The organism is Rothia sp. HMSC08A08 (genome assembly GCF_001808385.1).
Taxonomy (GTDB): Bacteria; Actinomycetota; Actinomycetes; order Actinomycetales; family Micrococcaceae; genus Rothia; species Rothia dentocariosa.
In genome coordinates this window covers 1-23832 of sequence record NZ_KV793071.1, presented here as the reverse complement: position 1 = coordinate 23832, position 23832 = coordinate 1, and the positions used below count along the sequence as shown (strand labels likewise).

Here is a 23832-nt window from a genome sequence, read left to right as displayed (position 1 = left end):
CTACTATCTCATCGTCATAATCCGTAAGACAGCCAAGGCTCAAGGATGAACAAGAGGAACCTCCTCCCACTTACATACAGAATACGCCAGCTCATACCTCGTTCGAGGCACAAGACTGGCGCATTCGGGGGTATGTGCTAGTGGACGACGAGCGACAGCAGGTATACCCACACGCAGGTCAGCACCAGCAAAATGGCGCTGTACTTGATCGCCATTGAGGTGATCTTCGACTCCTGCCCAGAGCTTTCCACAGATGCAGCCGCAATAGCGATAGACTGCGGCGAGACAATCTTCGCCATCACACCGCCAGCGGTATTTGATGCCACCAGCAGGGTGGGGTTCACGCCGATCTGGTGAGCGGTAGTCGATTGCAGACCCGCGAAGAGAATATTGTTGTTAACCACCGAACCGGTCACAAAAACGCCAATCCAACCAATAATCGGTGAGAAGAATGGGAAGAATGTACCCACCGTCGCAACGGCCAGTGCGATGGAAGAGATCATACCTGCATAGTTCATCACGTTAGCAACTGACATCACGAGGCAAATCATAATGATGGGCGTCTGCAGCTGTTTCCAAGCACCGCCCAGCTCTTCGAAAGCGGCCTTCCAGCTGATGGAGGAGAACAGCACGGTAATAATAACAGCCACAAGGATCGCGGTACCCGAGGCTCCCAGAATATTCCAGGTGAAGACGGCTTTCACAGGGGTCGGGTTTTTAGCGATAGGAGCCACCTGCTCGATCGCCCCATGAATACCAGGAACATTGACAAGGATATTAGTGAAACCTAGGGGACCATCGCTCTCCCCTGCTTTAGCTGCTTTAGCGAATACCGGTTTTAGGACCGTAGACCAGAGCAGAATTGCGACGGACAGGTAGATGAATGGGCTCCAAGCCTTGAATATTTCACCGGAGGTATGCTTGGTCTCGCCTTGTGCTTGCACTTCCTCCAGGGAGGGAGCAGTAGGCTCACGGAAAATATGCTTGGGTTGCCATGCGCGCATGATGAGAGCCAAAACGATCAATGATAGAAGCGGCGGAATAATATCAACCAGCTCAGGGTTTCCCAAGGTCAGTAGCAGCAGGGATTGTCCGCCAGAGTAAACGGCACCAACGATCAGAGCCACCAAGCCGGTTTCGCGTAACCCGCGTATCCCGTCTTGGATAACGACCATGAGCACTGGGATAAGCATCGCAAAAATCTGCAACACAGGAACCATATTTGCCGATAATTCGGCCAGAGGAATACTGCCTTTCTCGGCGCCGGTGCTGACCGGAATACCGATAGCACCGTATGCACCGGATGAAACGTTAGCAACCAGCGCGAACATTGCGGCCTTGAGCGGGTTAAACCCGAGGCTGACCAGCAAAGCCGCACAAATTGCGATCGGAATACCGAACCCTGCCGCGCCTTCGAGAAATCCACCGAAACAGAATGCGATCAGCAGCATCTGGATACGCTGGTCAGTGGAGATGGCCGAGATAGAGGAGCGAACAATGTCGAAGTGACCGGAACGCACTGTAATGCGGTATAGCCACACCGCCATGAGCACGATCCAGCCGATAGGCCATAGACCAGCCAAGAAACCATAAAGGATTGAGCCCGCTCCAGCGCCTACTGGCAGCCCAAATACGAAGATTCCGATACCGAGTGCGAGTGCGAGAGAAATAATCGCCGCTTTGATACCGCTGAGTTTGAGAATGGTTAGTCCAAGGAGGAAGAAGACAATGGGGATTACCGCTACTAGTGCTGAGAGCATAGTGGAATTGAGCGGGTCATATACCTGCTGCCACATGGTTTTTCCTTTCCGCGACATACGCGGTTCTTAGTGGTCACTGCGTACCGCTAATGTGGATTAACGTGGGTTCATGAACTTTTACCCAAGATCCACGGTTGCGATTCTGTGGTTTTTGGCTATGAAAGCCAGTGTGTGCGGATGTTGCTTCCACACTGCGCTACCAATACCTCTTTGTAGTGTCAAGGAATTTACCTTGGCAGACCAGCTGTAGACACCTCATCCACTCCAAAATATACCACTATCGACAGAATAATTCGCAAGTATTCCCACTCAAAGACAGGAACATCATAGTTGTACTTTCACCTAAAGCGTATTCTTGCCTAGTGAAAGCCATAATATGCAAAGCATACGAATCGAGACAAAAAACGATATTGATTCGCGAAATAATCTATCCAAGGAGGAGCTTGCAGCGACATCGCCCTCACAGATCTAAAGAATGTTCAGATGCGGTAAAAAAATACGAGAGTAGCAGCTCAATAACCAAGACGGGGATTACCCGTACCACGGCAGAGCTTAACAAAAAACGGCGTTGTAGACAGAAAACAGCGATATACGATAAATCCAATATAAAAACGCTCCAATCGATAGTTTTACCGATTAGAGCGTCTTCTACGTCGGGTTGACAGGATTTGAACCTGCGACCCCTTGACCCCCAGTCAAGTGCGCTACCAAGCTGCGCCACAACCCGATGTACATCACACTATTATGTACCGTGTTTCCAGGAAATCCCTGCGAACACTCGAATAACTATACCCCAGGTTCTCACCCCGTGCAACTTAGAAAACGCGAAAATACTGGATTTTTCGCTGCCGCTCAATATATATTCCACGCAGACGACTAAGGGAACTTTGAGAACATAGCGTCTCTTCAGAATGCTTGGATTCCTGCCAAAGCCCTGCTTGCATATGGGCTACTGCGATGACAGTGTTAAAACACACTGACTCTTCACAGACGCTACAGACTTTTAGAGAGGGCATCATGAAAAACCTCATTATTTTCGATCATCCCTACACTGCCGAGGCTTGGCGTAATATCCCCCATCAGCGGTCTTTTTGCGCTGCCCTGTGCAAGAATATAACCGATAAACTTGAGGCACGCGGCGACGAGGTCGATCTTCTTGATCTACATGCCGATGGTTTCGACCCGGTCATGCGAGCAGAAGATCTTGCTAACTGGCGTCGTGGTAATCCCATCACTAACCAGATAGCGGACTATCAGGCGCGTGTAAAATCCGCAGATCGCTTGATCTTTATCTTCCCTATCTGGTGGGATTCTATGCCCGCTATGACCAAGGGCTTTATCGATAAAGTCTACGCCAAAGATCTGCTGTACACACAGCCCAGCGAATACCGGCTTGTTACTACGCTGAATCACGATACCGAAATCGTTCTTGTAACCCCGCTCGGTATGCCCTTGCCCATATACAAATACATCATGCGAGCGCCCGCCGTCAGAATTTTCAAACAGAGTATTTTCCGGAAGACCGGGATCAAAAATTTCCGCTGGCTTCCTTATGCGCGGGTAGACAAAATGACAGCTGAACAACGCGCCCAGTTACTCGCAAACGTACCTTTTTAGATGAGCGCGACGAATTAGCCAAGGGAAGCATAAGCACCCCACCAAAGATATAAAGGGTGGGGTAGTTATGCTCGTTCACGTTTGGGTAGCACGTTAGCGTTTGCGTGAGCCTTTGCCACCCTTTTTCGCTTTGCCTCCCTGACGATCCCCGAGGGAGCGACGTTCGCGTACGCGCATCGAAATTTCGATCGGCGTACCTGTGAACTCAAAGGTTTCACGCAGGCGACGCGTGATAAAACGCCGATATCCCGGGTCTAAGAACCCGGTTGTAAAGAGCACAAACTTCGGCGGGCGTGAAGACACCTGTGTACCGAACAGAATGCGCGGCTGCTTACCACCACGCAGCGGATGGGGATGCGCCGCCGCCAATTCGCCTAAGAAAGCGTTCAGTCGCCCGGTTGGAATACGCGAATCCCAGGATTCCAGCGAGCGTTCCAGGGCGGGAACCAGCTTATCTTTATGCCAGCCGGTTTTTGCCGAGATATTCACGCGCGGAGCCCATTTCACATGTGCCAGGTCGCGGTCAATTTCGCGTTCGAGCATATCGCGGCGTTCCTCATCGAGGGTATCCCATTTGTTGAAAGCCAGCACCATGGCGCGACCGGAGTCGATCGTGGTCTGAATGATGCGCACATCCTGCTCGCTCAGCGGTTCAGAAACATCCAGAAGTACGACTGCGACTTCGGAGCGTTCCAGGGCTGTCTGAGTGCGAAGTGAGGAATAAAATTCGGCGCCTTTCGCCATATGCTGGCGACGGCGAATGCCCGCCGTATCGATGAATCGCCACGGGTAGCCGCCCAACTCAATAACCTCATCAATAGGGTCGCGTGTAGTACCCGCGAGATCGTTCACGACGGCACGTTCGGAACCCGCTAGTTTGTTCAGCAGCGAGGATTTGCCCACATTGGGGCGACCGATAAGTGCCACACGGCGCGGTCCGCCCGGTGCCTCCGGCTGCGCATACTGGGAGTGCTCGGGCATAACCTCTAGAAGCTCGTCGAGGGCATCCGCCAGGCCACGACCGTGCAAACCCGAAACAGGGAAGGGCTGTCCCATACCCAGCGACCACAGGCTGTAGATTTCCGGTTCCAAGTGGGAATCATCGATCTTATTTGCCATCAGAATGATAGGCTTCTTGACACGGCGAAGCATACGCACGATCTGTTCGTCTGAGGCGGTAATTCCCACGCGTGCGTCCACAACGAGGATGACAACATCGGCCTGCTCAACCGCAATCTCTGCCTGATCCGCTACCTGAGCATCAATACCGCGTGCGTCAGACTCCCAGCCGCCAGTATCGACGAGGGTAAAGCGTTTGCCCACCCATTCAGCCTTATAGGAGACGCGGTCGCGAGTCACGCCCGGCTTATCTTCTACCACGGCTTCCCGACGCCCCAGAATGCGGTTAATAATGGTGGATTTTCCCACGTTGGGGCGCCCCACGATAGCTACTACAGGATCGGCGAATTGTTCGTCTTCTTCGTCAAAGTCGAAACCCCAAGCACCAAGAAGGGCACGGTCTTCTTCATCAAGGTCATAGTCGTCGAGTCCTTCCAGAAGAGCCTGCGCACGCGCTTCTGCGGTTTCGTCGTCAATATCGGCTAAACGTTCGGTGAGGTCATCTTCTCCGCCGCCTAGGTATTTGTCTTCGTAGTCATCGCGGGTAGCGTCGTTCTCAGCCATGCGCCGTCCTTTCTTCTGCGCGAACGCCAGCTTAAGGCTTGTCCTAGCAGCTTTAATTTCTCACTAGTATGTTCGCTGTCTTTCAAGTATTTTATGCGGTCTCGGTCCCTGCAGAGGCATCCCGTGATGCCTGTCGTTTTGCCTTCACCTGCGCATTAACAGCATTAATAACTGCTGATACGGTCTCGTTAAAATCCAAATCCGAGCTGTCTACCAGGGCTACACCGGGAGCGGCTTCCATAAAATTATTCACTTTAGAATCTTGGGTATCGCGTTCAGAGATCTGCTGCGTAAGGTCGCCGGGCTCCCCTGATTTTTCGGTGTTCTCTAGTCCACGGCGTGCCATGCGCACCTCTTCCGATGCGGTTAGCAGTATGCGTGCATCCGCATCCGGTGCCACCACGGTTGTAATATCTCGCCCCTCCGCCACAATACCGTTGACCGCGTGGTTGATCGTCCAGCGCTGTAGCTCGATGAGGTGTTCACGAACGGCGGGCACAGAGGCTACGGCAGAGACCGCACCAGAAATTCGTTCAGTGCGGATTTCCTCGCGAATATCGGTGGTGCCCATCAAAATTTCTTCTTCTTTGATATTGGTTCCGAAGACGAGCGGCATCTCTTGCACAGCTTTCCCGATAGCATCTTGGTCAGCAAGATCAATATCGAGTTGAAGTACACGATAGGTTGCGGCACGATACATAGCGCCTGTGTCTAGATACGCTAACCCGAAATGGCGTGCGACTTCTTTTGAGACCGATGATTTTCCAGAACCTGACGGTCCATCGATCGCGATCGTAAGTTTAGGGTTCTCATGCATAACATTACTTTCTGTCTGCGAGGGGTCCCGCATGTTGAGTGTCAAAATAATCTTGAATATCCAGGCTTACGGGAGGGGTAACTGCTGAGGAACGCCAGCTATTTTACGACTTTCCAGCCTCGTTCCGTAAGCCCGTCTACCAAATAGTCGTGTTTTGCCGGGTTTACCGAGACCTCAGCCATGCCGACGGGCGCGCCTGTGGAGTGCTCCAGCCGCAAATCTTCAAGGTTAATCCCCAAGTCGCCAATATCTGCCAGCATCCGTGCCAAAGTTCCGGGCTCATCATCAACCAAAACGGTGAGGGTCGCAAAAGCCGTCGGAACTCCGCCGTGTTTACCGGGGATGCGCGCCACACCGGCGTTGCCTTTGCTCATCAGCTGCGCAAGATCAAGCCTGGCGCCCGATGCCGAAGGATCTTCCAATGTTTCAATCAGACGGTTTAAATCTTCTCGCACACCATAGAGGCTCTTCACGATAGGCGCTGCGTTCGCCGCAAAAATCTGCACCCAGAGTGCGGGGTCGGAAGCAGCAATGCGGACCGTATCGCGAAGCCCTTGCCCCGCTAAACCAAGCGCATATAAGGGAGTTTCCTGCAGCCGAGTCGCTAGCAGGGAGCTCATAGCCTGCGGCAGATGTGAAATCAACGCAACCGTTTCGTCATGTTCTTCAGCGCTAAGAGTCGTCACGAAAGAGCCAAGCTCTACCGCAAGGGCGCGCACTAATCGCACGCACTCGATACGTGCATCGTCATGTTCGCAGATAATCCAGGGACGCGCCTGAAAAAGCTCCCCACGCGCCGCAACCGGGCCGGTCTTTTCACGCCCAGCCATCGGGTGCGAACCAACGTATCGTGAAGCATCAGCATCAGAGGCAAGCACCTGCTCTAAAGGCTGTACTTTAACGGAGGCAATGTCGGTCACGGTAGCGCCCGCATATCCGGGGCTAGGCGCATACTCCCGCAATGCCTGTATGCAAAGTTTTCCGGCTATATCCGGCGGAGAAGCCACAACTACCAGCTGCGGGGCGAAAGACTCACGCTCATCGGGCTCAAGGGTATCGAGCCGGGTTCCTGCCCCAATATCTTCGGCGACGGCTTCAACGGTGGGCGAAATATCCTGCAGATAAACTTCAAGCCCCGCAGCACGCAAACCTAGCCCGATAGATGCACCCAATAGGCCAGCCCCTACCACGAGGACCGGTCCTTCCAGCATGGGGGTCATAGTTGTTTCTGTCATTACATCTCCACCGAAGCAAGCAGATGCCCAATTTCGACTTTAGAAAGATTACGAACAGTCCCCTGCTTCTGCGATCCGATACGAATGGGACCCATCTGCACACGAACAAGTTTCTCCACAGGATACCCCACGGCTTCAAAGAGGCGGCGCACAATACGGTTCTTGCCCGAGTGAATGGTCACTTCAATCAGCACATGGCCGGGCGCCGAATCCACAAGTTTAAAGGAGTCCACCCTCGATACGCCGTCTTCAAGGCGAATACCTTTCTTCAGCTCAGCGCCAATACCTGATTCTACTGGACCGCGCACCTGCACCAGATACGTTTTGGGTACCTCATACGAAGGATGTGTTAAACGGTTTGCAAGCTCGCCGTCGTTAGTAAGAAGCAGCAGCCCCTCGGTTTCCACGTCTAATCGTCCCACATGGAAAACGCGCTCATTCATAGAGTCACGTAGAAAATCTTTAATGCAGGGGCGGCCATCGGGGTCTTCCATCGTGGAAACGACGCCAGCAGGTTTATTGAACGCCATGTAGATGAGCTTTTCGTTAGTCTGCACGGTCATACCATCAACCTGCACAATCACATCGGCAGGATTAACACGCACCCCCAGCTCGGTCACGACCTCACCGTTAACGGTCACTCGTCCTTCCGTGATCATCTCTTCACATACACGACGCGATGCAACACCTGCCTGCGCCATCAATTTTTGCAGGCGTACACCGTCGTGATCATAGAAATCAAAATGATCCACAGGCGCGTTACGGGGACGGCGTGGGCGATGTGGCCCAGAGTAGTTATTTACCCTGTATTCACCGCGCTCATGTGGGAAAGCTTCACCGGAACGATAGGGGCGATGCGGCGCCCGCCTATCCCGCTTGGAAGCACCCGCACCGTGGCTACGCGCGGCGCGTGGAGACCCTGATGTACCGGCTTTAGGCTTTCCGCCGCCTGAAGTTTTGCCGCTAAATTTACCGCCTCGGGTTGAGGAGCTAGCGCCCACGCCATTACGTTTCACGCCAGGTCGAGGTTTCCGCGACCCGGGGTTTTTACCGCGAGAGTTTCCATATGTCATAGTCTTATTCCTTATGTCGTTCGCCTGAAGTTTTCACAAGATTTTGGTGCCCGCCGCTTCCTAGATTTAGTCCGCGGGCGGATAGGTTAGTTACGATTACCGTGTTCAGAGGGGCTGTCAGAGAGCACTGCTGCCTCGGTTTCATCAGGTAAAAGAGGCGCAAGCGCGGGAAGCTCTTCCAGAGAGTTGAGACCTAATTTTGTCAAGAAAAGTTCCGTAGTCTCGTAAAGAACCGCGCCGGTTCCCTCCTCTTTACCGGCCGCGCGCACGAGCTGGCGCTGTAGCAGCTGACGTACCGATGCATCTGCGTTTGTTCCTCGGACTGCGGCTATTGCGGCACGCGTAACCGGCTGCCGGTAAGCGATAACTGCCAGGGTTTCATATGCGCTTTTGCTCAGGGTAGCGCTCTGTGAACGGGTCACAAACCTCGCTACCCAGGGAGCAAAATCGGTGCGAGAATACAACCGCCAGCCACCGGCAACTTGGCGAAGCTCAAAACCACGCGGCTCGTGGGCTGGAGTGTCTTCACCATATTCCGAATCGTCACCGTTATATTCACGATAAAGCTCGTCAAGAGCATGCTCAATACTGCGTTCATTGACAATCAGGGCGGCAGAGAGTTCGCGCACGCTTACAGGAGTATCAGCAACAGCAAGAATAGCTTCAATAGCGCTTTTCACGCCCCCAGGAATAAGCTCAACGCGCGAGAATTCCTCTGCATCAGCGGCAACCGCTCGGGTTATCTTCGCGGGATGCCGAGCATCCGAAGACGTTATATTTTTATCAGAATCGCGCTCAGTCTCGGCTTTGTGTTCCTGGTCAGTAGAAGTCTGCTCGGGTACCGAGGCATTTTCGCGATCAGATTCTTCTCCGGATTCACTGTCTGTCTCAGTATCGGCACTAGGGTCCCAGTAGCCTAGGTTCACCATCGCTAAATCATTCTCGGTGAATTCATCCTCAAATCGGCTCCCCTGCTGCTGCGCGGCTGTCTTACCAGCGGAGTTGAAGGATTCTTCGCTCATGCGGTCTCCTCCCCTGCGTTTTTAACGCTCTCTGAAAAGGTAAGATCATCCGGGCTATCGCGATGTTCTGGGCTGTAGCTCTGCCCTGTATCATGTGCTGACACTGCCGGTTCAGCAGGAACAAAAGCACGCGCATATTCGGTAGCACGTACCGAAATCTCGGCAAGCGGCGCATCCTGATGTACGTCTACCGCACCCTCTTTATACAGTTCTAAGAGCGCCAAGAAACGCACAACTGCGATGTCAAGTCCCTGAGCATCATGCACCAGTGCCGAAAATGTTACCGATGATACCGTCGGTTTACACGTAAGAAGCGCATCCAGAATATATTGTTCTTCGTGTGCAATCGTTGTTGAGGCGCCGTGAAGATGCTCATTCAGTTCCTCAGCAACATCAGCCGGGTTCGGTTCTAGATTAGTCGAAGGTTTCGGGGCAAATGCTTGCGCTGCAATACGCGCAAATTCCTCCACTCCCCCTTTGAAAACAAGCTCTGGAAGGGCCTTCACAAATACAGGTTCAAGCGCCACGGTCCGCGGAAAGCGCTGGGTCTCTTCGCGCCAACGATCAGCGAAAATAGCGGCTACCTCACGGTAGGCGCGGTACTGAAGCAACCGGGCAAAAAGCAAATCACGCGCTTCTAGAAGAGCCACATCCTGATCCAATGGCTCATGATTCTGCGGGAGTAGCCGGGCGGCTTTAAGCTCTAGCAGAGTCGCGGCCGTTACCAAAAAATCGCTTGCCTCATCTAATGCGCGTTCGGTGCCCTGTGAATATAGGGCATGCAGATACTCCAGGAACTCGTCGGTTACTTCAGCAAGCGCAATGTCTGTAATATCGAGCTTACGACGTGTGATCAGTGTTAGGAGAAGGTCGAATGGGCCCTCAAAATTCGGTAAATTAAGCGTGAATCCGGCACCGTTCACCGAATTGGAGGCATCAGGCGTCTCATGCGGTGTCGGTACCCTCACGGCAGCGACATTTTTGGTCATAGGTGACCGATTTCCTTTACTGGGGATTGCAGGATAACCTGCGAGATCATGAAAGATACAGGATGTACCGCCCATATTATACGTGCCTTGACACCATACCTTCAAGGTTTATAGGTGGTGTCAAGGCACATGGGATCCAGGATCTTATCGGGCTCCACCCTTGTAAATAAGTTCACGGGCTACCTGCCGGTAAGCTTGAGCCCCGGTGTGGTTGCTGGCATATGAGAGGATAGGCTCTGCCGATACTGTAGCATCCGGGAATTTAACGGTTCGCTTAATCACGGTGTCAAAGACTTTATCTCCGAAGGCGTCAATAATACGTGCAAGCACTTCTTTAGAATGGATGGTGCGGGCGTCAAACATGGTCGCAAGAACGCCGGTAATTTCTAGATCCGGGTTCAGGCGATCCTGCACTTTCTCGATAGAGTCCACGAGAAGCGCCACAGCTCGCAGGGCAAAGAATTCACATATAAGCGGAATGATAACGCCATGCGATGCTGTCAATGCGTTTACGGTTAGCAGGCCGAGCGAGGGCTGACAGTCAATCAGAATAACATCGTACTCATTCTGTACCTTACGTAGGGCTGAGGCGAGTACCTGCTCGCGAGCAACTTCGTTTACTAGCTGAACTTCAGCCGCAGAAAGGTCGATGTTTGCGGGAAGAAGGTCGATGTTCTCGATATCGGTCGGTAGAATAACGTCGTTAATATCGACCTTACGATCCATCATCACGTTGTACACGGTCAGCTCAAGCTCATGCGGATTTGTACCGAAACCAGCGGATAGGGCACCCTGAGGGTCAAAGTCTACAAGGAGCACTTTACGACCACACTCCGCAAGTGCAGCACCAAGGTTTATGGTTGAGGTCGTCTTTCCTACGCCACCCTTCTGATTCACCATTGAGATGATGCGGGCGGGACCATGTTGGCTTATAGGCGCAGGATCGGGATATTCACGTAGGGGTCGGCCGGTTGGTCCGAGTTCTTGTGCCGGTGCTTCGGTCAACTTATCTTCACCTTCGTCAACGAATTTTCTCTTCATGTATAAGGTTACCCCACACACGCCCGCTCAGCAGGTTTGTGAGTTCGCTTTACGTACGAATTATGTTACATCGCGCTCTGTTCAGGTCTATAAAACAAATAATTCGGGAATTCTAGAGGCCCCGCTCACCATAAGCCACAGCATTATGTAATTCTCATGCTAAATCAGACCTTGCAATATGCGGGAAGGCGCTTTCCTCCTAGAAACAGATACACCTCCCCGCATACTTTTTAACTTATTGATCTTCCGGTAGCGTTACAGTATTTTTAATCTTTGGTTCAGCCACAACGGACATCTGTTTGGTGGGAGATTTTTGACTTACCGCATTATCCACGTATTGGTCACCGTGTAGTTCGCCGCCCATGGTGGATTCGTCAAAGGGGATCTCCCCTTTCAGCACCGCATGAACACGATCCATATCTACCTCTTTAACAATCTTCCCCATGAGTAACGTCGCCACTGCGTTGCCTGTGAAGTTAGTGACCGCACGTGCTTCAGACATGAAGCGATCGATTCCCACGATCAAACCTACACCATTAACAAGGTCGGGGCGGTGTGACTGCAAACCGCCTGCCAGGGTCGCCAGCCCTGCGCCCGAAACACCGGCAGCTCCTTTCGAAGCAATGATCATGAAGACCAGCAGAGAAATCTGCTCGCCTAACGCAAGTGGAGTCCCCATAGCCTCCGCGACAAAGAGGGCGCTCATCGTCAGGTAAATTGCGGTGCCATCCAGGTTAAAGGAATACCCCGTAGGAACCACAACGCCTACGACAGGCTTCGAAACACCTAAGTGTTCCATTTTGGCGATAAGACGCGGCAGCGCCGCCTCCGACGAGGATGTTGAGAAGATGAGGAGATATTCGCGCGCCAGATATTTCAACAGGGTAAAGATATTCACACCGGTTACGAGCTTGAGAATAGTGCCCAGAACGATTACGACAAAGAGAATACAAGTGATATAGAATGCCACCATTAAAATAAACATTGAGGATATCGCACGGGAACCCGTAGAACCTACAACAGCTGCAATCGCACCAAGCGCACCAGCAGGCGCTAACCACATAATCATCATGAGCAGACGGAATACGAGCGCCTGACAGTAGGTCAGAAATTTGAGAATGGGAGCGCCAACCGGTCCCATCTTCTGCAAGGCAAAGCCGGTCAAAAGCGCTACGAAAAGGGTTTGCAGAATATTACCGCTTGTCAATGCCGAAAGCAAAGAAGTCGGCACGATGTTGAGCAGGAACGAGACAGTGCTATCACCGCCATGTCCCTCAGACGAATTCGGAAGCGTGTATTTCGTTGTTGCCGGGTCATAGTGCAGCGAGCTTCCCGGCTCGATAATATTACCTACAACCAGGCCAATTCCTAAGGCAAAGGTTGACATGAGTACGAAGTACAGCAGCGCCAATCCACCGACCTTGCCGACGGTTGCTGCCTTAGCAATAGACCCTACACCCAGCACAATCGTACAGAAAATTACAGGGGCGATCATCATCTTGATGAGAGCGATAAAACCAGTACCGATGGGCTGCAGCTCTTTTGCAAAATCGGGAACGGTCATTCCCAAGATACACCCAAGGATCACAGCGGCAATCACCGAGAGGTAGAGCATATGGGTTGGGTCTTTGTAGAACGGTTTCTTTGCGGATTCCGTACTCATTAATTCTTTCCTTTCGCGCCGGGGACGCACGGTGCTGTGTGTCTATACCGACCAGAACTTTATTGTTCCGGATTCAGGATGTTATACAGGCTACACCTACGGCAACATTAACGCGGGTGTTTTCTGACTAAAATATGCCATTGCAACAGAATATTTACATGTCTGTTACAAACAGCATAAATATTACATCTTTAGAGTGTAAATCGTATAAATAAGCTAAATTATAGTATCTTATTGGCGTATTTTCTCTTTAAACGCATATTTGTCGGCATAGCTATACAGACATAGTGTCGTCGTTCTTCCGCGCAGCTATTCCCCACAGTCTACTTCTACTAATCACCTACTAAGTACGCTCATGTGCACGAGGATGCGCCATCCGGTAAACCTCCAGCATCCCTTCCGGAGTAACCTTGGTATACACCTGCGTAGTCGCAATCGAGGCGTGTCCCAATAGTTCCTGAACCACGCGAATATCGGCGCCGCCCTGTACAAGATGCGTCGCAAACGAGTGTCGAATAGAGTGGGGCGAAAAATCAGAGCTCAGCCCTGCCTCCTCAGCTGCTTCTTTGAGGATAAGCCATGCTCCCTGTCGACCCAGCCGGCTCCCCCGCCCGTTGAGGAAAAGCGCAGCGGTGCCTTTACCGTGTGAAGCAAACTTGGGGCGAGCGCGCACAATGTAGTCTTCCAGCGCCCTCTGCGCATAGGATCCCAAAGGTACTAAACGCTCTTTACCCCCTTTGCCGAAAAGACGCACATACCCAGGCACGGCAATAGATTCCCCGTTTTCATCGCGGGGTTTTTCGCCCAGGTGTATATCGTCCAGATCTGTTGCCAGCATCTCGCTCACGCGCGCACCGGTAGCATATAAGAACTCAAGTATCGCTCGATTACGCAGGCCGGTAGGAGTCTTAAGACTGGGAATGGCAAGGAGCTTTTGCATTTGCTCCACGGATACGGCTTTGGGCAATCGCTTCACATTTTTAGGCGGTTTCACGGCAGCGGCAGGATCGGTCTCCAGGATGCGCGAAGCATGCCAGAAACTATGCGCGCCACGAACTGCAGCCATGGTACGTGCAATTGAATTAGGGCCCAGCGGCAGAGGCAGTGTGACATCACGCGTACTCGTTGAAGGAGCCTTTGTCTGATCCGAGGTGTAGAGGGAAACCGCCAAAGACTCCAGGGTATCTTCGAGTTCCTCTGCTCGGGTATCAGATTCAGATGGTTTTTCTCCCTGACGTTTGCTGGGATGCCCCGAATCTCTGTTCTCCCCCGCACGCGGCAGTGTAGGTTGGGCAAGTTCACGCATAAAGGCACGCACATCGGCAGTGCGAATTCGGTGGGCATCAATGATACCGCGTGACGCCATAAATTCCACATATCGTTTTAAATCGCGTGCATACGAAGCTATCGTATTCTCGCTGCTGCCTTTTTCAACTCGCAGGTGAATAAGATACTGATCAATATCCCGCTCAAGCGGACTTATACGATGTATTCCTTCGCTCAGGTGCTGAGAAACCATAGCGAATTATTCCTCGTGTTTAAAAGTTTCGGGTCGGATACGGCGCCCTCCTACATAAGGATGAAAATCCCAGGTATCGGCGGCATCTCGCAAGGGCAGTTGCTCTTGCCGAGCCTCGACTGCGCAATATGACGCGAGAATAGCCTGAATAGCCAAACCGTTATGTAGTCGGCCCGCGAGCACAAGACGTACGGCTTGTTCAAGTGGCACCCACCGGTAGGTAATCTCCGCTTCTTCGTCCCTGCGTACTATACGGTCTGCTTCAGGAATCTCGTACAGGTCTTGGGCGAGGTATATACGACCCGCTTCCGAAGCGGCTCCCGGAGTCGTATAATAATCGACCAGGCTGTGCCAGCGATGAGCCCCAAGATCGGCTTCTTCCGCAAGCTCGCGCTGCGCTGCATGAAGAGGGTCTTCACCGGTGATGTCAAGAAGACCTGCGGGAACTTCCCAGAGATTCATACGCACGGGATGCCTATACTGGCGCAGAAGCAGAATCTCATTCCAGTTGTTCACCGCAGCAACCGCAACGGAACCGGGCATGTCGATAACATCCCGCGTTAAAGTGGTACCTTGCCCGTCAAGATCATAGTGCTCCACGGCTGCTTGGAGAACATATCCGCTATACTGCACCTCACGGCTTAGGATTTCTCGCGTTGAGGGAGCATCGATCACATCAGCATACATAGGGTCTATTCGATGCGGATTCTTGTTCTCTGAAGTGTTCATATCCCTATTCTAATTTGCATACTTACGGTCGCCAGAATCAGAACCTTAAGGACAGAGCTATTAGCTGACAGCGCTGACGTTTCTATTTTCCTTTGGCAGAGCAAAGTCGCGGACTACATCGGCAGTCCGCGACTTTTTATGAAGAAAGTTCTTACTCTTTACCGCTACGATTGAGAGCTGCTTTCACCAGCCCCGCAAAAAGCGGATGCGGCCGCGTAGGACGCGAACGGTACTCCGGATGAGCCTGAGTCGCCACATAGTAAGGATGCACATCAGCGGGGAGCTCAACATACTCCACGAGCGAGGAATCCGGCGAAGTGCCGGAGATAACCAAGCCCGCGTTCTCAAGCTGTTCACGGTACTCGTTATTAACTTCGTACCGGTGACGATGCCGTTCCGCCACTTCGGTCTCGCCATAGGCCTGAGCAACCTGTGAACCGGGAACCAGGTTAGCTGTGTACAGGCCCAAACGCATGGTTCCACCCAAATCACCTGCGCCTTCCACAAACTGCTTTTGTTCTTCAATCGTGGCAATGACCGGAACCGATGTCTCCGGGTCAAACTCGGTTGAGGATGCGTCAGAAAGATTCAAAACGTTTCGAGCGTACTCAATCACCATGGACTGCAGCCCCAGGCAAATGCCCAGAGTAGGAATCTTATGTTCACGAGCATATTTCAATGCGCCGATCTTGCCGTCCAGACCGCGAATACCGAAACCGCCGGGTACTAAAATGGCATCCATATCGTGCAGCTGATGGTCTGCGTCTTCATCGGTGGCGCATAGGTCTGCAGCGACCCATTTGATATTGACCTTTGCATTATTCGCAAAGCCCCCGGCGCGCAGAGCCTCAGAAACCGAGAGGTATGCATCAGGAAGATCGATATACTTACCCACGAGGGCAATGTTAACGTCGGCGGAGGGGCGGTGCACCGCATCCAACAAACGATCCCACTGCGTAAAATCTGGCTCAGGGGCAGTCATGCCAAAGTAATCCAGAATATAATCGTCGAGCTTCTGGGAATGAAGGGTTTTGGGAATATCGTAGATGCTGGGGGCATCGGGACATGAGATAACGGCGGCAGTATCAACATCGCAGGCGTTACCGATTTTGGCGCGATGCGATTCCGGAACATCACGCTCACAACGCAGAATCAAGCCATCAGGCAGGATACCCAAACCACGTAATGCTGCAACGGAATGCTGAGTAGGCTTCGTTTTGAGTTCGCCGGAAGGGCCGATAAAGGGTACCAAAGATACATGGAGGAAAAACACGTTCTGACGTCCAACGTCACGGCGTACTTGGCGTGCCGCTTCCATAAAGGGCAGCGATTCAATATCGCCTACCGTACCGCCGATTTCGGTGATGATGATATCGGGCGCGTTTTCGATTTCGGCGGCGTAACGCATACGTGCTTTGATTTCATCAGTGATATGAGGAATAACCTGCACGGTATCGCCCAAATATTCTCCGCGACGTTCTTTTGCGATAACGGTCGAGTACACCTGACCGGTTGTAACGTTAGCGGATTGGTCAAGGTTCTCATCAAGAAAGCGTTCGTAATGCCCAATATCAAGGTCTGTTTCAGCACCATCATCAGTTACAAAGACTTCGCCGTGCTGGAAAGGGTTCATGGTACCGGGGTCTACGTTAAGGTACGGGTCAAATTTCTGCATCGTGACCGATAGACCACGAGAACGTAGAATCTGACCGAGAGAAGAAGCTGAAAGACCTTTACCGAGCGAAGAAGCAACACCACCCGTAACAAAGATTTGGCGGGTTACCTTACCGTTAGCGGACGCGTTAAGAGCGTTATTATTTTCATTCACCACGGAATTCAAGCTTACCATTTTCTTTTCCCCTATCCAATAGAACACTAGCGGACGAGAGCGTTTCTCTTCCCTAGATTTAATGAGCTCTTTCCCGTATTTCGCGCAGTTTTTACGCCATAATAAACGCTTCACCTACCGCTGAATACCGTGTTGCACCACAACGGCCTCTAGAAATATCTGCGCCCCAACACTACCGAATATCCTTGGAATACTCCTCAGATATATCAGCTATGACCGTTGTCTTTTCAGCACCTGTTTACTCAAGCTGGCCCCCTGCGCGTAAAAGTTCTCGCGCGTGTTCTTGGGCTGCTTCCGACTGATCGTGTCCGGCAAGCATACGAGCGAGTTCCACAACACGCTCTTGGTCAGAAAGCACCTGTACTTTCGATAACGATGCGTCATCATTTTTAAGGACCAGAATATGCTGATCCGCGAAAGCCGCAACCTGTGGTAGGTGAGTTACCACCAAAACTTGTACATGCTGGGCAAGCATTGCAAGCCTGCGACCAATCTCAATAGCAGCCTTACCGCCAACGCCCGAATCTACTTCGTCAAAGATAAAGGTAGGTACCGGATCCACTTCCGCCAACACAACCTCCAACGCAAGCATTACGCGCGAAAGCTCACCTCCAGAGGCGCCTTTCCCAAGTGGACGAGGGGTTGCCTCACGATGCGGAGCAAGCATAAAGGTCACTGTGTCACGACCATGAATTGAAAATTTATCTGCCTCGGCAACTTCAACAACAAGAGAAGCATTCGGCATGGCAAGCGCGGTTAGTTCTTCACTAACAGAATCCGCCAAACGCGAAGCGGCTTCTTGACGCGCTTTCATAAGCTGAGCTGCCTGCTCTCCTAAAGCCTGACGCAGGTCGGTGAGCTCTTGCTCTAGAGATTCCTGTCGCGCTGGATCATCAACAAGGTGAGTCAGGCGATCACGAGATTCTTCGGCCCACTCAAGGACTTCCGCAATATCTGCACCATATTTTCGCGTCAAATTTTTCAGCTGCGCACGACGCTCCTGTACCTGCGCTAGGCGTTCAGGCCCTTCAGAATCTAACGAGGTCGAATAGGTAGAAATATCGGTGGCAACATCAGTCGCCAGAACTAAAAGTTCGTTAACCCGTTGAGCTAAATTCTCTATATCGCTATCGGCATCGGCTTGTCCCAAAAGAGATGTATGTGCCGCGTCCAGAAGGCTCAGTACATTTGCCTCTGTGCCTTCCGTGTATTCGCTGCCCGACAGCGCCGCCGCTGCAACACCGGTTGCGGTACGAAGCGCCTCAACATTCATCAGTTTGATGCTTTCATTCTTAAGCGCTTCGTCCTCGCCCGTCTGTGGGTTTATGGAGTCTATTTCTTCAAGCGCCCCCTGCAAGCTTTGCGCCTCTAATGCTCGTGCACGAGAATTCTCACGAACCTCTTTATATTCAGCGGCTGCGACTCGGTACCGCTCATAGGTATGTTGGTACTTCTCCAACAGATCAAAAAGCTTTTCGCCCGCATAAAGGTCTAGTGCACGACGTTGTTCGCTGGCAGACTTGAGACGCAATTGATCCGACTGACCGTGCACAGCTACAAGAGTTTGCCCAATATCTGAAAGCTTACCGACAGGCGCGGTGCATCCTCCTACATGTGCCCGAGAACGCCCAGAAGCATTAACGGTGCGAGCTAAGAGAAGTTCGCTTGTTTTTTCATCTACCGGGTCAGCTGTTCCACCCACTTCTTCCGCGAGGGTCAAAGCCTTATGTTCTTGAGGTAGGCGCACGATAGCTTCCGCTAAGGCGCTCTTTGCCCCTTTACGCACACTTGCAGCATCACTACGTGCCCCAAGAAGCATACCAAGCGCCGTAACGACCATAGTTTTACCGGCACCAGTTTCACCTGTTAGAACCGACAGCCCGGGCTGCAAGGGTAATCGAGCATCAGTAATGATGCCTAAGTCCCGAATATGGATTTCTTCAATCACGATGCGTCTACCTTAAAGTCCTTACCGCATAGGGGCTGGAGTCGTGCCACATACGCAAGCTATGTGCGGCTCTATTGCACTGACCGACTTCCTGCTTGAGTGTCCCACAAACATTCGGCTTCCGTGGGTACCAGATATAAATTAATGAGGATCTTGCGAACTGTTTTTTTCACCGGCATCACAAGCCTCACGCTCCTCCTCAGAGGTTGGGCCTCGCCATCCTCGAATAGGCAGAGCAAACTTACGAACCAGCCGTTCAGAGAACGGGGCGGGGTGGATACGTGCCAAAAGCACTGGTTTTTCAGATTTACGCACCTCAATGCGGGAACCGGGCAGCAGATCATTCATACGTCGTCCATCGCACCACAACACACCGGATGCACCATGAGCCATCATTTCAACAGCTACCATAGAAGACGGAGATGCTACTAGCGGTCGTGCAAAAAGGGCATGTGCTGAAAGCGGCACCAATAATATAGCTTCTACCTCGGGCCAGACTACCGGTCCCCCACCTGAAAATGCGTATGCGGTGGACCCCGTGGGCGTACCTATCACCACACCATCACAGCCAAATGTGCTTATTGGCTTACGATCTACCTCAATGATGACCTCAATCATCTTCTCGCGGTTGCCTTTTTCAACACTTACTTCATTAAGCGCCCAATCCGTATGAACACGTTTCTCCTCGTGCCATACTTCAATGTCGACTGCCATACGCTCTTCGACCGCATACTCGCTCTTGACGATGCGGTCTACAGTTTCTTGCAGATCACTTTCTTCCGATTCCGCTAAGAATCCTACGTGTCCCAGATTCACGCCGATCAGCGGAATGCTTGTATGTCGCACCATTTCTGCGGCACGCAGGATAGAACCGTCACCACCGAGGACCATACCAAGCTCAATATCAATAAGCGCAACACTCTCATGTACCACCTGCACAGGCACCGGATCGTCCCAATTTTCCGTCAGGGCTTCCAGATCAGAACGGTTCATCACGGGCACTAGACCTGCGCGATGCAGCTGTTTACACGCCTGGCGGGCTGCATCCCGTGCTTCTTTGCGGCCAGTATGCGCAAAGACTAGAATTTTACGATTTTCCGTTACTGACACGTTCTATCCTCCCCACAGCAGGCGTTATTTGCGAATTATCTCACGACTACTTCTTTAGTATAGCCGAATTTCCCACTACACTGGAACATATTTTCTAGAACATTATTTCGACAGAAGGTTTTTTCGTTACTTCTGCTTCTTGCACCATAAGAAGAATTCGGCGTTACCATCCTGCCCGAGTAAGGGGCTTTGCACAGTATCTATAACGCGAAGACCACATGATTGAGCCGAATCTTGCACCTTGCGCACGGCGAAAGCATGTGCTTGAGGGTCTTTAACCACTCCTGCACGCCCAATTTGGTGTTTTCCTACTTCAAATTGTGGTTTCACCATGAGTACTAAGTCCCCATCTTCTTCAGTCACCTGTGCAAGAGCGTCTATGACTAACGTCAACGAGATAAAGGATAGGTCCGAGACAACTAGGGAAACTAAGCCCCCAATATCTTCTGGAGTTAGATAACGCACGTTAAGACCTTCATAAGCATCAACTCGGGGGTCCATGCGCAAAGACTCAACAAGTTGACCGTGACCCACGTCAACTGCTGCAATATGTGAAGCCCCACGGCGCAAAAGTACGTCGGTAAATCCTCCGGTAGAGGCACCTGCGTCCAGACAGCGACGACCGGCTACAGTTATGTGCGTAAAAATATCTAAGGCACCAGCAAGTTTATGCCCGGCACGACTCACATATTCTGTAAGAGGGCTTTCTTGTACCAGTACATCATCATCACGATGTACAGGCTGCGATGCCTTATACACAATTTTCCCATTAACACTCACGCACCCGGCATCAATAAGTTTTGCCGCTAAAGTACGAGATGCAACAAGCTCATGCTCGGCAAGAAATTTATCGAGCCGCACCTAGGAGTTCTCCCCGGGTTCTCGGGAGAAACGTACATTATCTTCGAGGTTATCAACTAAGGTTCCATAGGCCCGAATACGCTCTACAGGATCCATCGCTAAAACAGCCTGCAGCTGTGTTTCAAACTCCTGGTAATCAGCTTCTTCAAGGGACTCATGGCTATCAGCATTTTCTGTAGAGTTTTGTTGTTTCTTACCCATAAGTTAAACCTCGGGAAGGCCTTGAATATTCGGGGTCACTGCCTGCTCCGGATGCGCCGCCCACCAGGCAGCGCAGGCTACGCGCCATGCTTCTGCTTCCGCATCGCTGCCGGAAAAGTCATCTGGCGCGAAAGAGCCTTGGACGGTTAAATAGATATTGTTTCCCTGTACCTTGGCAGTCCATGATGGTCCATGCGCTGTAATCGCGTGGTCCTCATGGAGAATTTCGATCTGTGGATATGGTTCGAAAAAGTCATCAAGAGTGCGCAAAATATATGTGGGACGTTGTTCAGGGACCGCCGATATAACATCCTGATAGGTCTGCACGCCGGTCAGCACAAGTGCACCCGCCATATGAGCTTTGTTGGCTCCCAGAATATCGGTGTCAAGGCGGTCCCCTACAATAACGGGCTTTGAGGCTTTTACTGATTGAGCCGCAGTCTCAAAAATAGCGGCTTCAGGTTTCCCTGCGACTATCGGAGTACGGCGTGCTGCGATGCCTACCGCCGCTACTAGAGTACCATTACCGGGCGCTTGCCCTCGTTCCTTAGGAATAGTTTGGTCTGTGTTCGTGGCAACCCATAAGACGTTCTGATCAGCGAGAGTGTACGCTGCCTCTGCCAAATCTTCCCAGCTGAGTTGCGGGTTAAAACCCTGAACCACGGCAACAGGGTTGTCGGACTGTGATGATACAGGCTCCAACGCGACAGCCCGCAGACAATCTGCTAAAGCTTCAGTACCGGTAACCAGAATTTTAGACCCGGCGGGCACATGTTGAGCCAATAAAGCCGCACCAGCCTGGGCAGAACTGACAACACGTTCCGCCTGCGTGCGCACGCCTAAATCTTGCAGGTGAGCCGCTACAGATTCTACGGAGCGCGAGGCATTATTAGTCACAAAGACGACGGGAACCCCACTGCTTTCAGCGCGGTTCAAGGCTTCTGGCGCTCCCTCAATAGCGTAGGGTCCAGCGTATACTACCCCGTCGAGATCTGAAAGTAAGGCATCGTACTGAGCTAGTAGGGGTTCGCTCGTCATAATGTTCAATTCTTTCTGGTTATAGACAAAGCAAGTAGCCTCAGGCGAGGGACGGATAGTTTCTACTGCTCTGTTTCATTTTGGGAAGGCTTCGTTTCATATTCAGAAGATGCAACCGCCAAGTTCTTTGACTTGTCAGAACTATATGTCTCTTCCTTCTCTGGCTGTGTTCCCTCGTCAGTATTGCTTTGTTGTTCGAGGTCTTCTAGCACAGGTTCCTCAGGTTCAAAGAGCTCGGATTCACCATAAATATCGAAAATCTCAGGCTCGGCGAACTCACCCTGTCCCAAAGCGGCTTCGGCCCTGAACGCGAGGCGTGCCCACTGTTCTGCTTCCTGGCTTCGTCCTGCATTATCTAGAGCCTCGGAATATGCTGTGAAGAGTCGAGGGCTGTATTCGAAAGCCCGTTTTGGGTTTAGCTGCGGAATTTGAAGGGCCGATATCGCTTGCGATTTTTTGCCCTGATCTGCATATATCCCAGATTCAACAATGGCGAGTTCAACGCGAACCGGGGCAGGAAGCTCTTCACGTTTAGCTTCCTCTATCATGTCAAGAGCTTTAGAAATACGGTTAAGAGCGCGCTCGCAGTCTACGAGGAGCGCAAGATGATCCAGAGAACCGCTTATGCGACGATGCGTACGTAATTCACGTAATGCTAGTTCGTAATCTTCAGCGACATATGCGGCGACACCTACAGCCTCACGTACCGCAGAAATACGTCCTGCGCTTCGAGACGCAGCAACAGCATGCTCAAGCGCAAACTGGGGATCAAGCTCCAGATATCGTCCAGTCATAACAAGATGTTTTGCAACGGTAGCGGCATTCCTAGACTCAAGCGCGCGAAGTTGACGGCTTGTAGTACTGTCTAACTCACGACCTGTTACATCACTGTCAATCTCAGGCGCCTTTGGCTTGGCAGGACGATAACCCGCTCGACCGTCAACAGATCGCACGTTCTCCTGAGACTCTGTCTTATACGCGTGCTGCCTAGGTGACTTACTCCGAAAACCGAAACGATGCGATTTATTCGGGTTTTTCAAGTCGTTTCGGCGTCCTCCATCGCTATCCTTATGATTTGCCCCAGCCCCATCAGAATGTTGAGCGTTACTGTGGTAGTTGCTCTTCTGGGAGTTTTTCGCAGTGGAAGCACCAATAGCACCCTGCTTATTTTTAGACTGGGGGGTCTCAGACATGAATCTCCTCAAAGGGGAAGGCGGGATCAAACGCAGAATCTTCGCTACAAATTATGGAAGATAATCTCAGGGTGCTAAATGCACCTTTTATATTCTAGTACAGGTTGGCATAGACCGATACCCTAGAGATACTAGATCACAAGATAGCTTTTCTTCTGCATCTACTCGTAGAAGGCGGGCTACCGGGTTGGGGTTGTTGAGTAAAAACCACAATTAAACACAAAAAGCATGAGCGAAAGCTCCCCCTCACAGGAAACCCCCACCCATACTTACCTCTAAACAAAATATTTATTGCGGCAGCCATCTACTCTCCCACACCCACCAAGATGCAGTACCATCAACACCACAGGGCTTAGCTCACCAGGTTCGAAAAGGATACTGGGCGTTTCCCCCAAGCTATCACCACCGCAAAACCACCAAACAACAACCCACCCCACAAAAAACGGGGCCCAGGTTTGTTGTTTCAAAACTATACAGCGAACGC

Annotated in this window: 19 protein-coding genes, 1 tRNA gene and 1 rRNA gene; 1 reads left to right on the top strand and 20 read right to left on the bottom strand. The window is 51.7% G+C overall.

Annotated elements, in window-relative coordinates:
* Positions 1 to 137 precede the first annotated feature (137 nt).
* Positions 138 to 1796 (bottom strand): L-lactate permease, encoded by a 1659-nt coding sequence (locus HMPREF3164_RS05470; protein ID WP_041321727.1) that lies wholly within the window; start codon positions 1794 to 1796, stop codon positions 138 to 140.
* Positions 1797 to 2413: 617 nt separating this feature from the next.
* A tRNA-Pro gene (locus HMPREF3164_RS05465) sits at positions 2414 to 2487 on the bottom strand.
* Between the two features lie 290 nt (positions 2488 to 2777).
* On the opposite strand from HMPREF3164_RS05465, the gene HMPREF3164_RS05460 reads away from it, so the two are divergent.
* Complete coding sequence (locus HMPREF3164_RS05460; RefSeq protein WP_041321726.1) at positions 2778 to 3377, top strand: NAD(P)H-dependent oxidoreductase; 600 nt, start codon at positions 2778 to 2780, stop codon at positions 3375 to 3377.
* Between the two features lie 93 nt (positions 3378 to 3470).
* Here the strand turns inward: HMPREF3164_RS05460 and der are convergent, their stop codons facing one another.
* From der to rrf, 18 genes are all read right to left on the bottom strand, one after another.
* Positions 3471 to 5060 carry a ribosome biogenesis GTPase Der gene (der, locus tag HMPREF3164_RS05455; RefSeq protein WP_070449460.1) on the bottom strand — a complete coding sequence of 530 codons (1590 nt, stop codon included), beginning with the start codon at positions 5058 to 5060 and terminating at the stop codon, positions 3471 to 3473.
* A gap of 91 nt (positions 5061 to 5151) precedes the next feature.
* Positions 5152 to 5877: a (d)CMP kinase gene (cmk, locus tag HMPREF3164_RS05450; protein ID WP_070449458.1), complete on the bottom strand. Its 726-nt coding sequence runs from the start codon at positions 5875 to 5877 to the stop codon at positions 5152 to 5154.
* A 98-nt stretch (positions 5878 to 5975) separates the two neighbouring features.
* The gene (locus tag HMPREF3164_RS05445; RefSeq protein WP_070449456.1) at positions 5976 to 7112 is read right to left on the bottom strand and encodes a prephenate dehydrogenase; all 1137 of its coding nucleotides are present in this window, start codon (positions 7110 to 7112) and stop codon (positions 5976 to 5978) included.
* Entirely contained in the window at positions 7112 to 8185 is a 1074-nt protein-coding gene (locus HMPREF3164_RS05440) for a pseudouridine synthase (RefSeq protein ID WP_070449454.1), read from the bottom strand. The genes HMPREF3164_RS05445 and HMPREF3164_RS05440 overlap by 1 nt, the downstream gene beginning before the upstream one ends.
* An 86-nt stretch (positions 8186 to 8271) precedes the next feature.
* Complete coding sequence (gene scpB, locus HMPREF3164_RS05435; RefSeq protein ID WP_048752011.1) at positions 8272 to 9207, bottom strand: SMC-Scp complex subunit ScpB; 936 nt, start codon at positions 9205 to 9207, stop codon at positions 8272 to 8274.
* Positions 9204 to 10196, bottom strand: coding sequence for a segregation and condensation protein A (locus HMPREF3164_RS05430; RefSeq protein WP_070449452.1), 993 nt, complete (start codon positions 10194 to 10196; stop codon positions 9204 to 9206). The genes scpB and HMPREF3164_RS05430 overlap by 4 nt, the downstream gene beginning before the upstream one ends.
* A 144-nt stretch (positions 10197 to 10340) precedes the next feature.
* The gene (locus HMPREF3164_RS05425) at positions 10341 to 11237 is read right to left on the bottom strand and encodes a ParA family protein (protein ID WP_013398802.1); all 897 of its coding nucleotides are present in this window, start codon (positions 11235 to 11237) and stop codon (positions 10341 to 10343) included.
* A 235-nt stretch (positions 11238 to 11472) separates the two neighbouring features.
* On the bottom strand, positions 11473 to 12900 hold the full coding sequence (locus HMPREF3164_RS05420) for a C4-dicarboxylate transporter DctA (protein WP_004004345.1): 1428 nt from the start codon (positions 12898 to 12900) through the stop codon (positions 11473 to 11475).
* Between the two features lie 343 nt (positions 12901 to 13243).
* Complete coding sequence (locus HMPREF3164_RS05415) at positions 13244 to 14419, bottom strand: site-specific tyrosine recombinase XerD (RefSeq protein ID WP_070449450.1); 1176 nt, start codon at positions 14417 to 14419, stop codon at positions 13244 to 13246.
* 6 nt (positions 14420 to 14425) lie between these two features.
* Complete coding sequence (locus tag HMPREF3164_RS05410; protein WP_083297351.1) at positions 14426 to 15148, bottom strand: NUDIX domain-containing protein; 723 nt, start codon at positions 15146 to 15148, stop codon at positions 14426 to 14428.
* Positions 15149 to 15299: 151 nt separating this feature from the next.
* Complete coding sequence (locus tag HMPREF3164_RS05405; RefSeq protein WP_070449448.1) at positions 15300 to 16997, bottom strand: CTP synthase; 1698 nt, start codon at positions 16995 to 16997, stop codon at positions 15300 to 15302.
* A 238-nt stretch (positions 16998 to 17235) separates the two neighbouring features.
* Positions 17236 to 18945: a DNA repair protein RecN gene (gene recN / locus HMPREF3164_RS05400; protein ID WP_070449446.1), complete on the bottom strand. Its 1710-nt coding sequence runs from the start codon at positions 18943 to 18945 to the stop codon at positions 17236 to 17238.
* Positions 18946 to 19086: 141 nt separating this feature from the next.
* Entirely contained in the window at positions 19087 to 20055 is a 969-nt protein-coding gene (locus HMPREF3164_RS05395; RefSeq protein WP_070449445.1) for an NAD kinase, read from the bottom strand.
* A gap of 126 nt (positions 20056 to 20181) precedes the next feature.
* Positions 20182 to 20916, bottom strand: coding sequence for a TlyA family RNA methyltransferase (locus HMPREF3164_RS05390; protein ID WP_070449443.1), 735 nt, complete (start codon positions 20914 to 20916; stop codon positions 20182 to 20184).
* The gene (locus HMPREF3164_RS05385) at positions 20917 to 21117 is read right to left on the bottom strand and encodes a hypothetical protein (RefSeq protein ID WP_004004338.1); all 201 of its coding nucleotides are present in this window, start codon (positions 21115 to 21117) and stop codon (positions 20917 to 20919) included.
* Positions 21118 to 21120: 3 nt separating this feature from the next.
* The gene (locus HMPREF3164_RS05380) at positions 21121 to 22155 is read right to left on the bottom strand and encodes an HAD-IIA family hydrolase (protein ID WP_070449441.1); all 1035 of its coding nucleotides are present in this window, start codon (positions 22153 to 22155) and stop codon (positions 21121 to 21123) included.
* A gap of 62 nt (positions 22156 to 22217) precedes the next feature.
* The gene (locus tag HMPREF3164_RS05375; RefSeq protein WP_070449439.1) at positions 22218 to 23348 is read right to left on the bottom strand and encodes a tetratricopeptide repeat protein; all 1131 of its coding nucleotides are present in this window, start codon (positions 23346 to 23348) and stop codon (positions 22218 to 22220) included.
* A 291-nt stretch (positions 23349 to 23639) separates the two neighbouring features.
* Positions 23640 to 23758, bottom strand: a 5S ribosomal RNA gene (gene rrf / locus HMPREF3164_RS05370).
* Between the last annotated feature and the right edge of the window lie 74 nt (positions 23759 to 23832).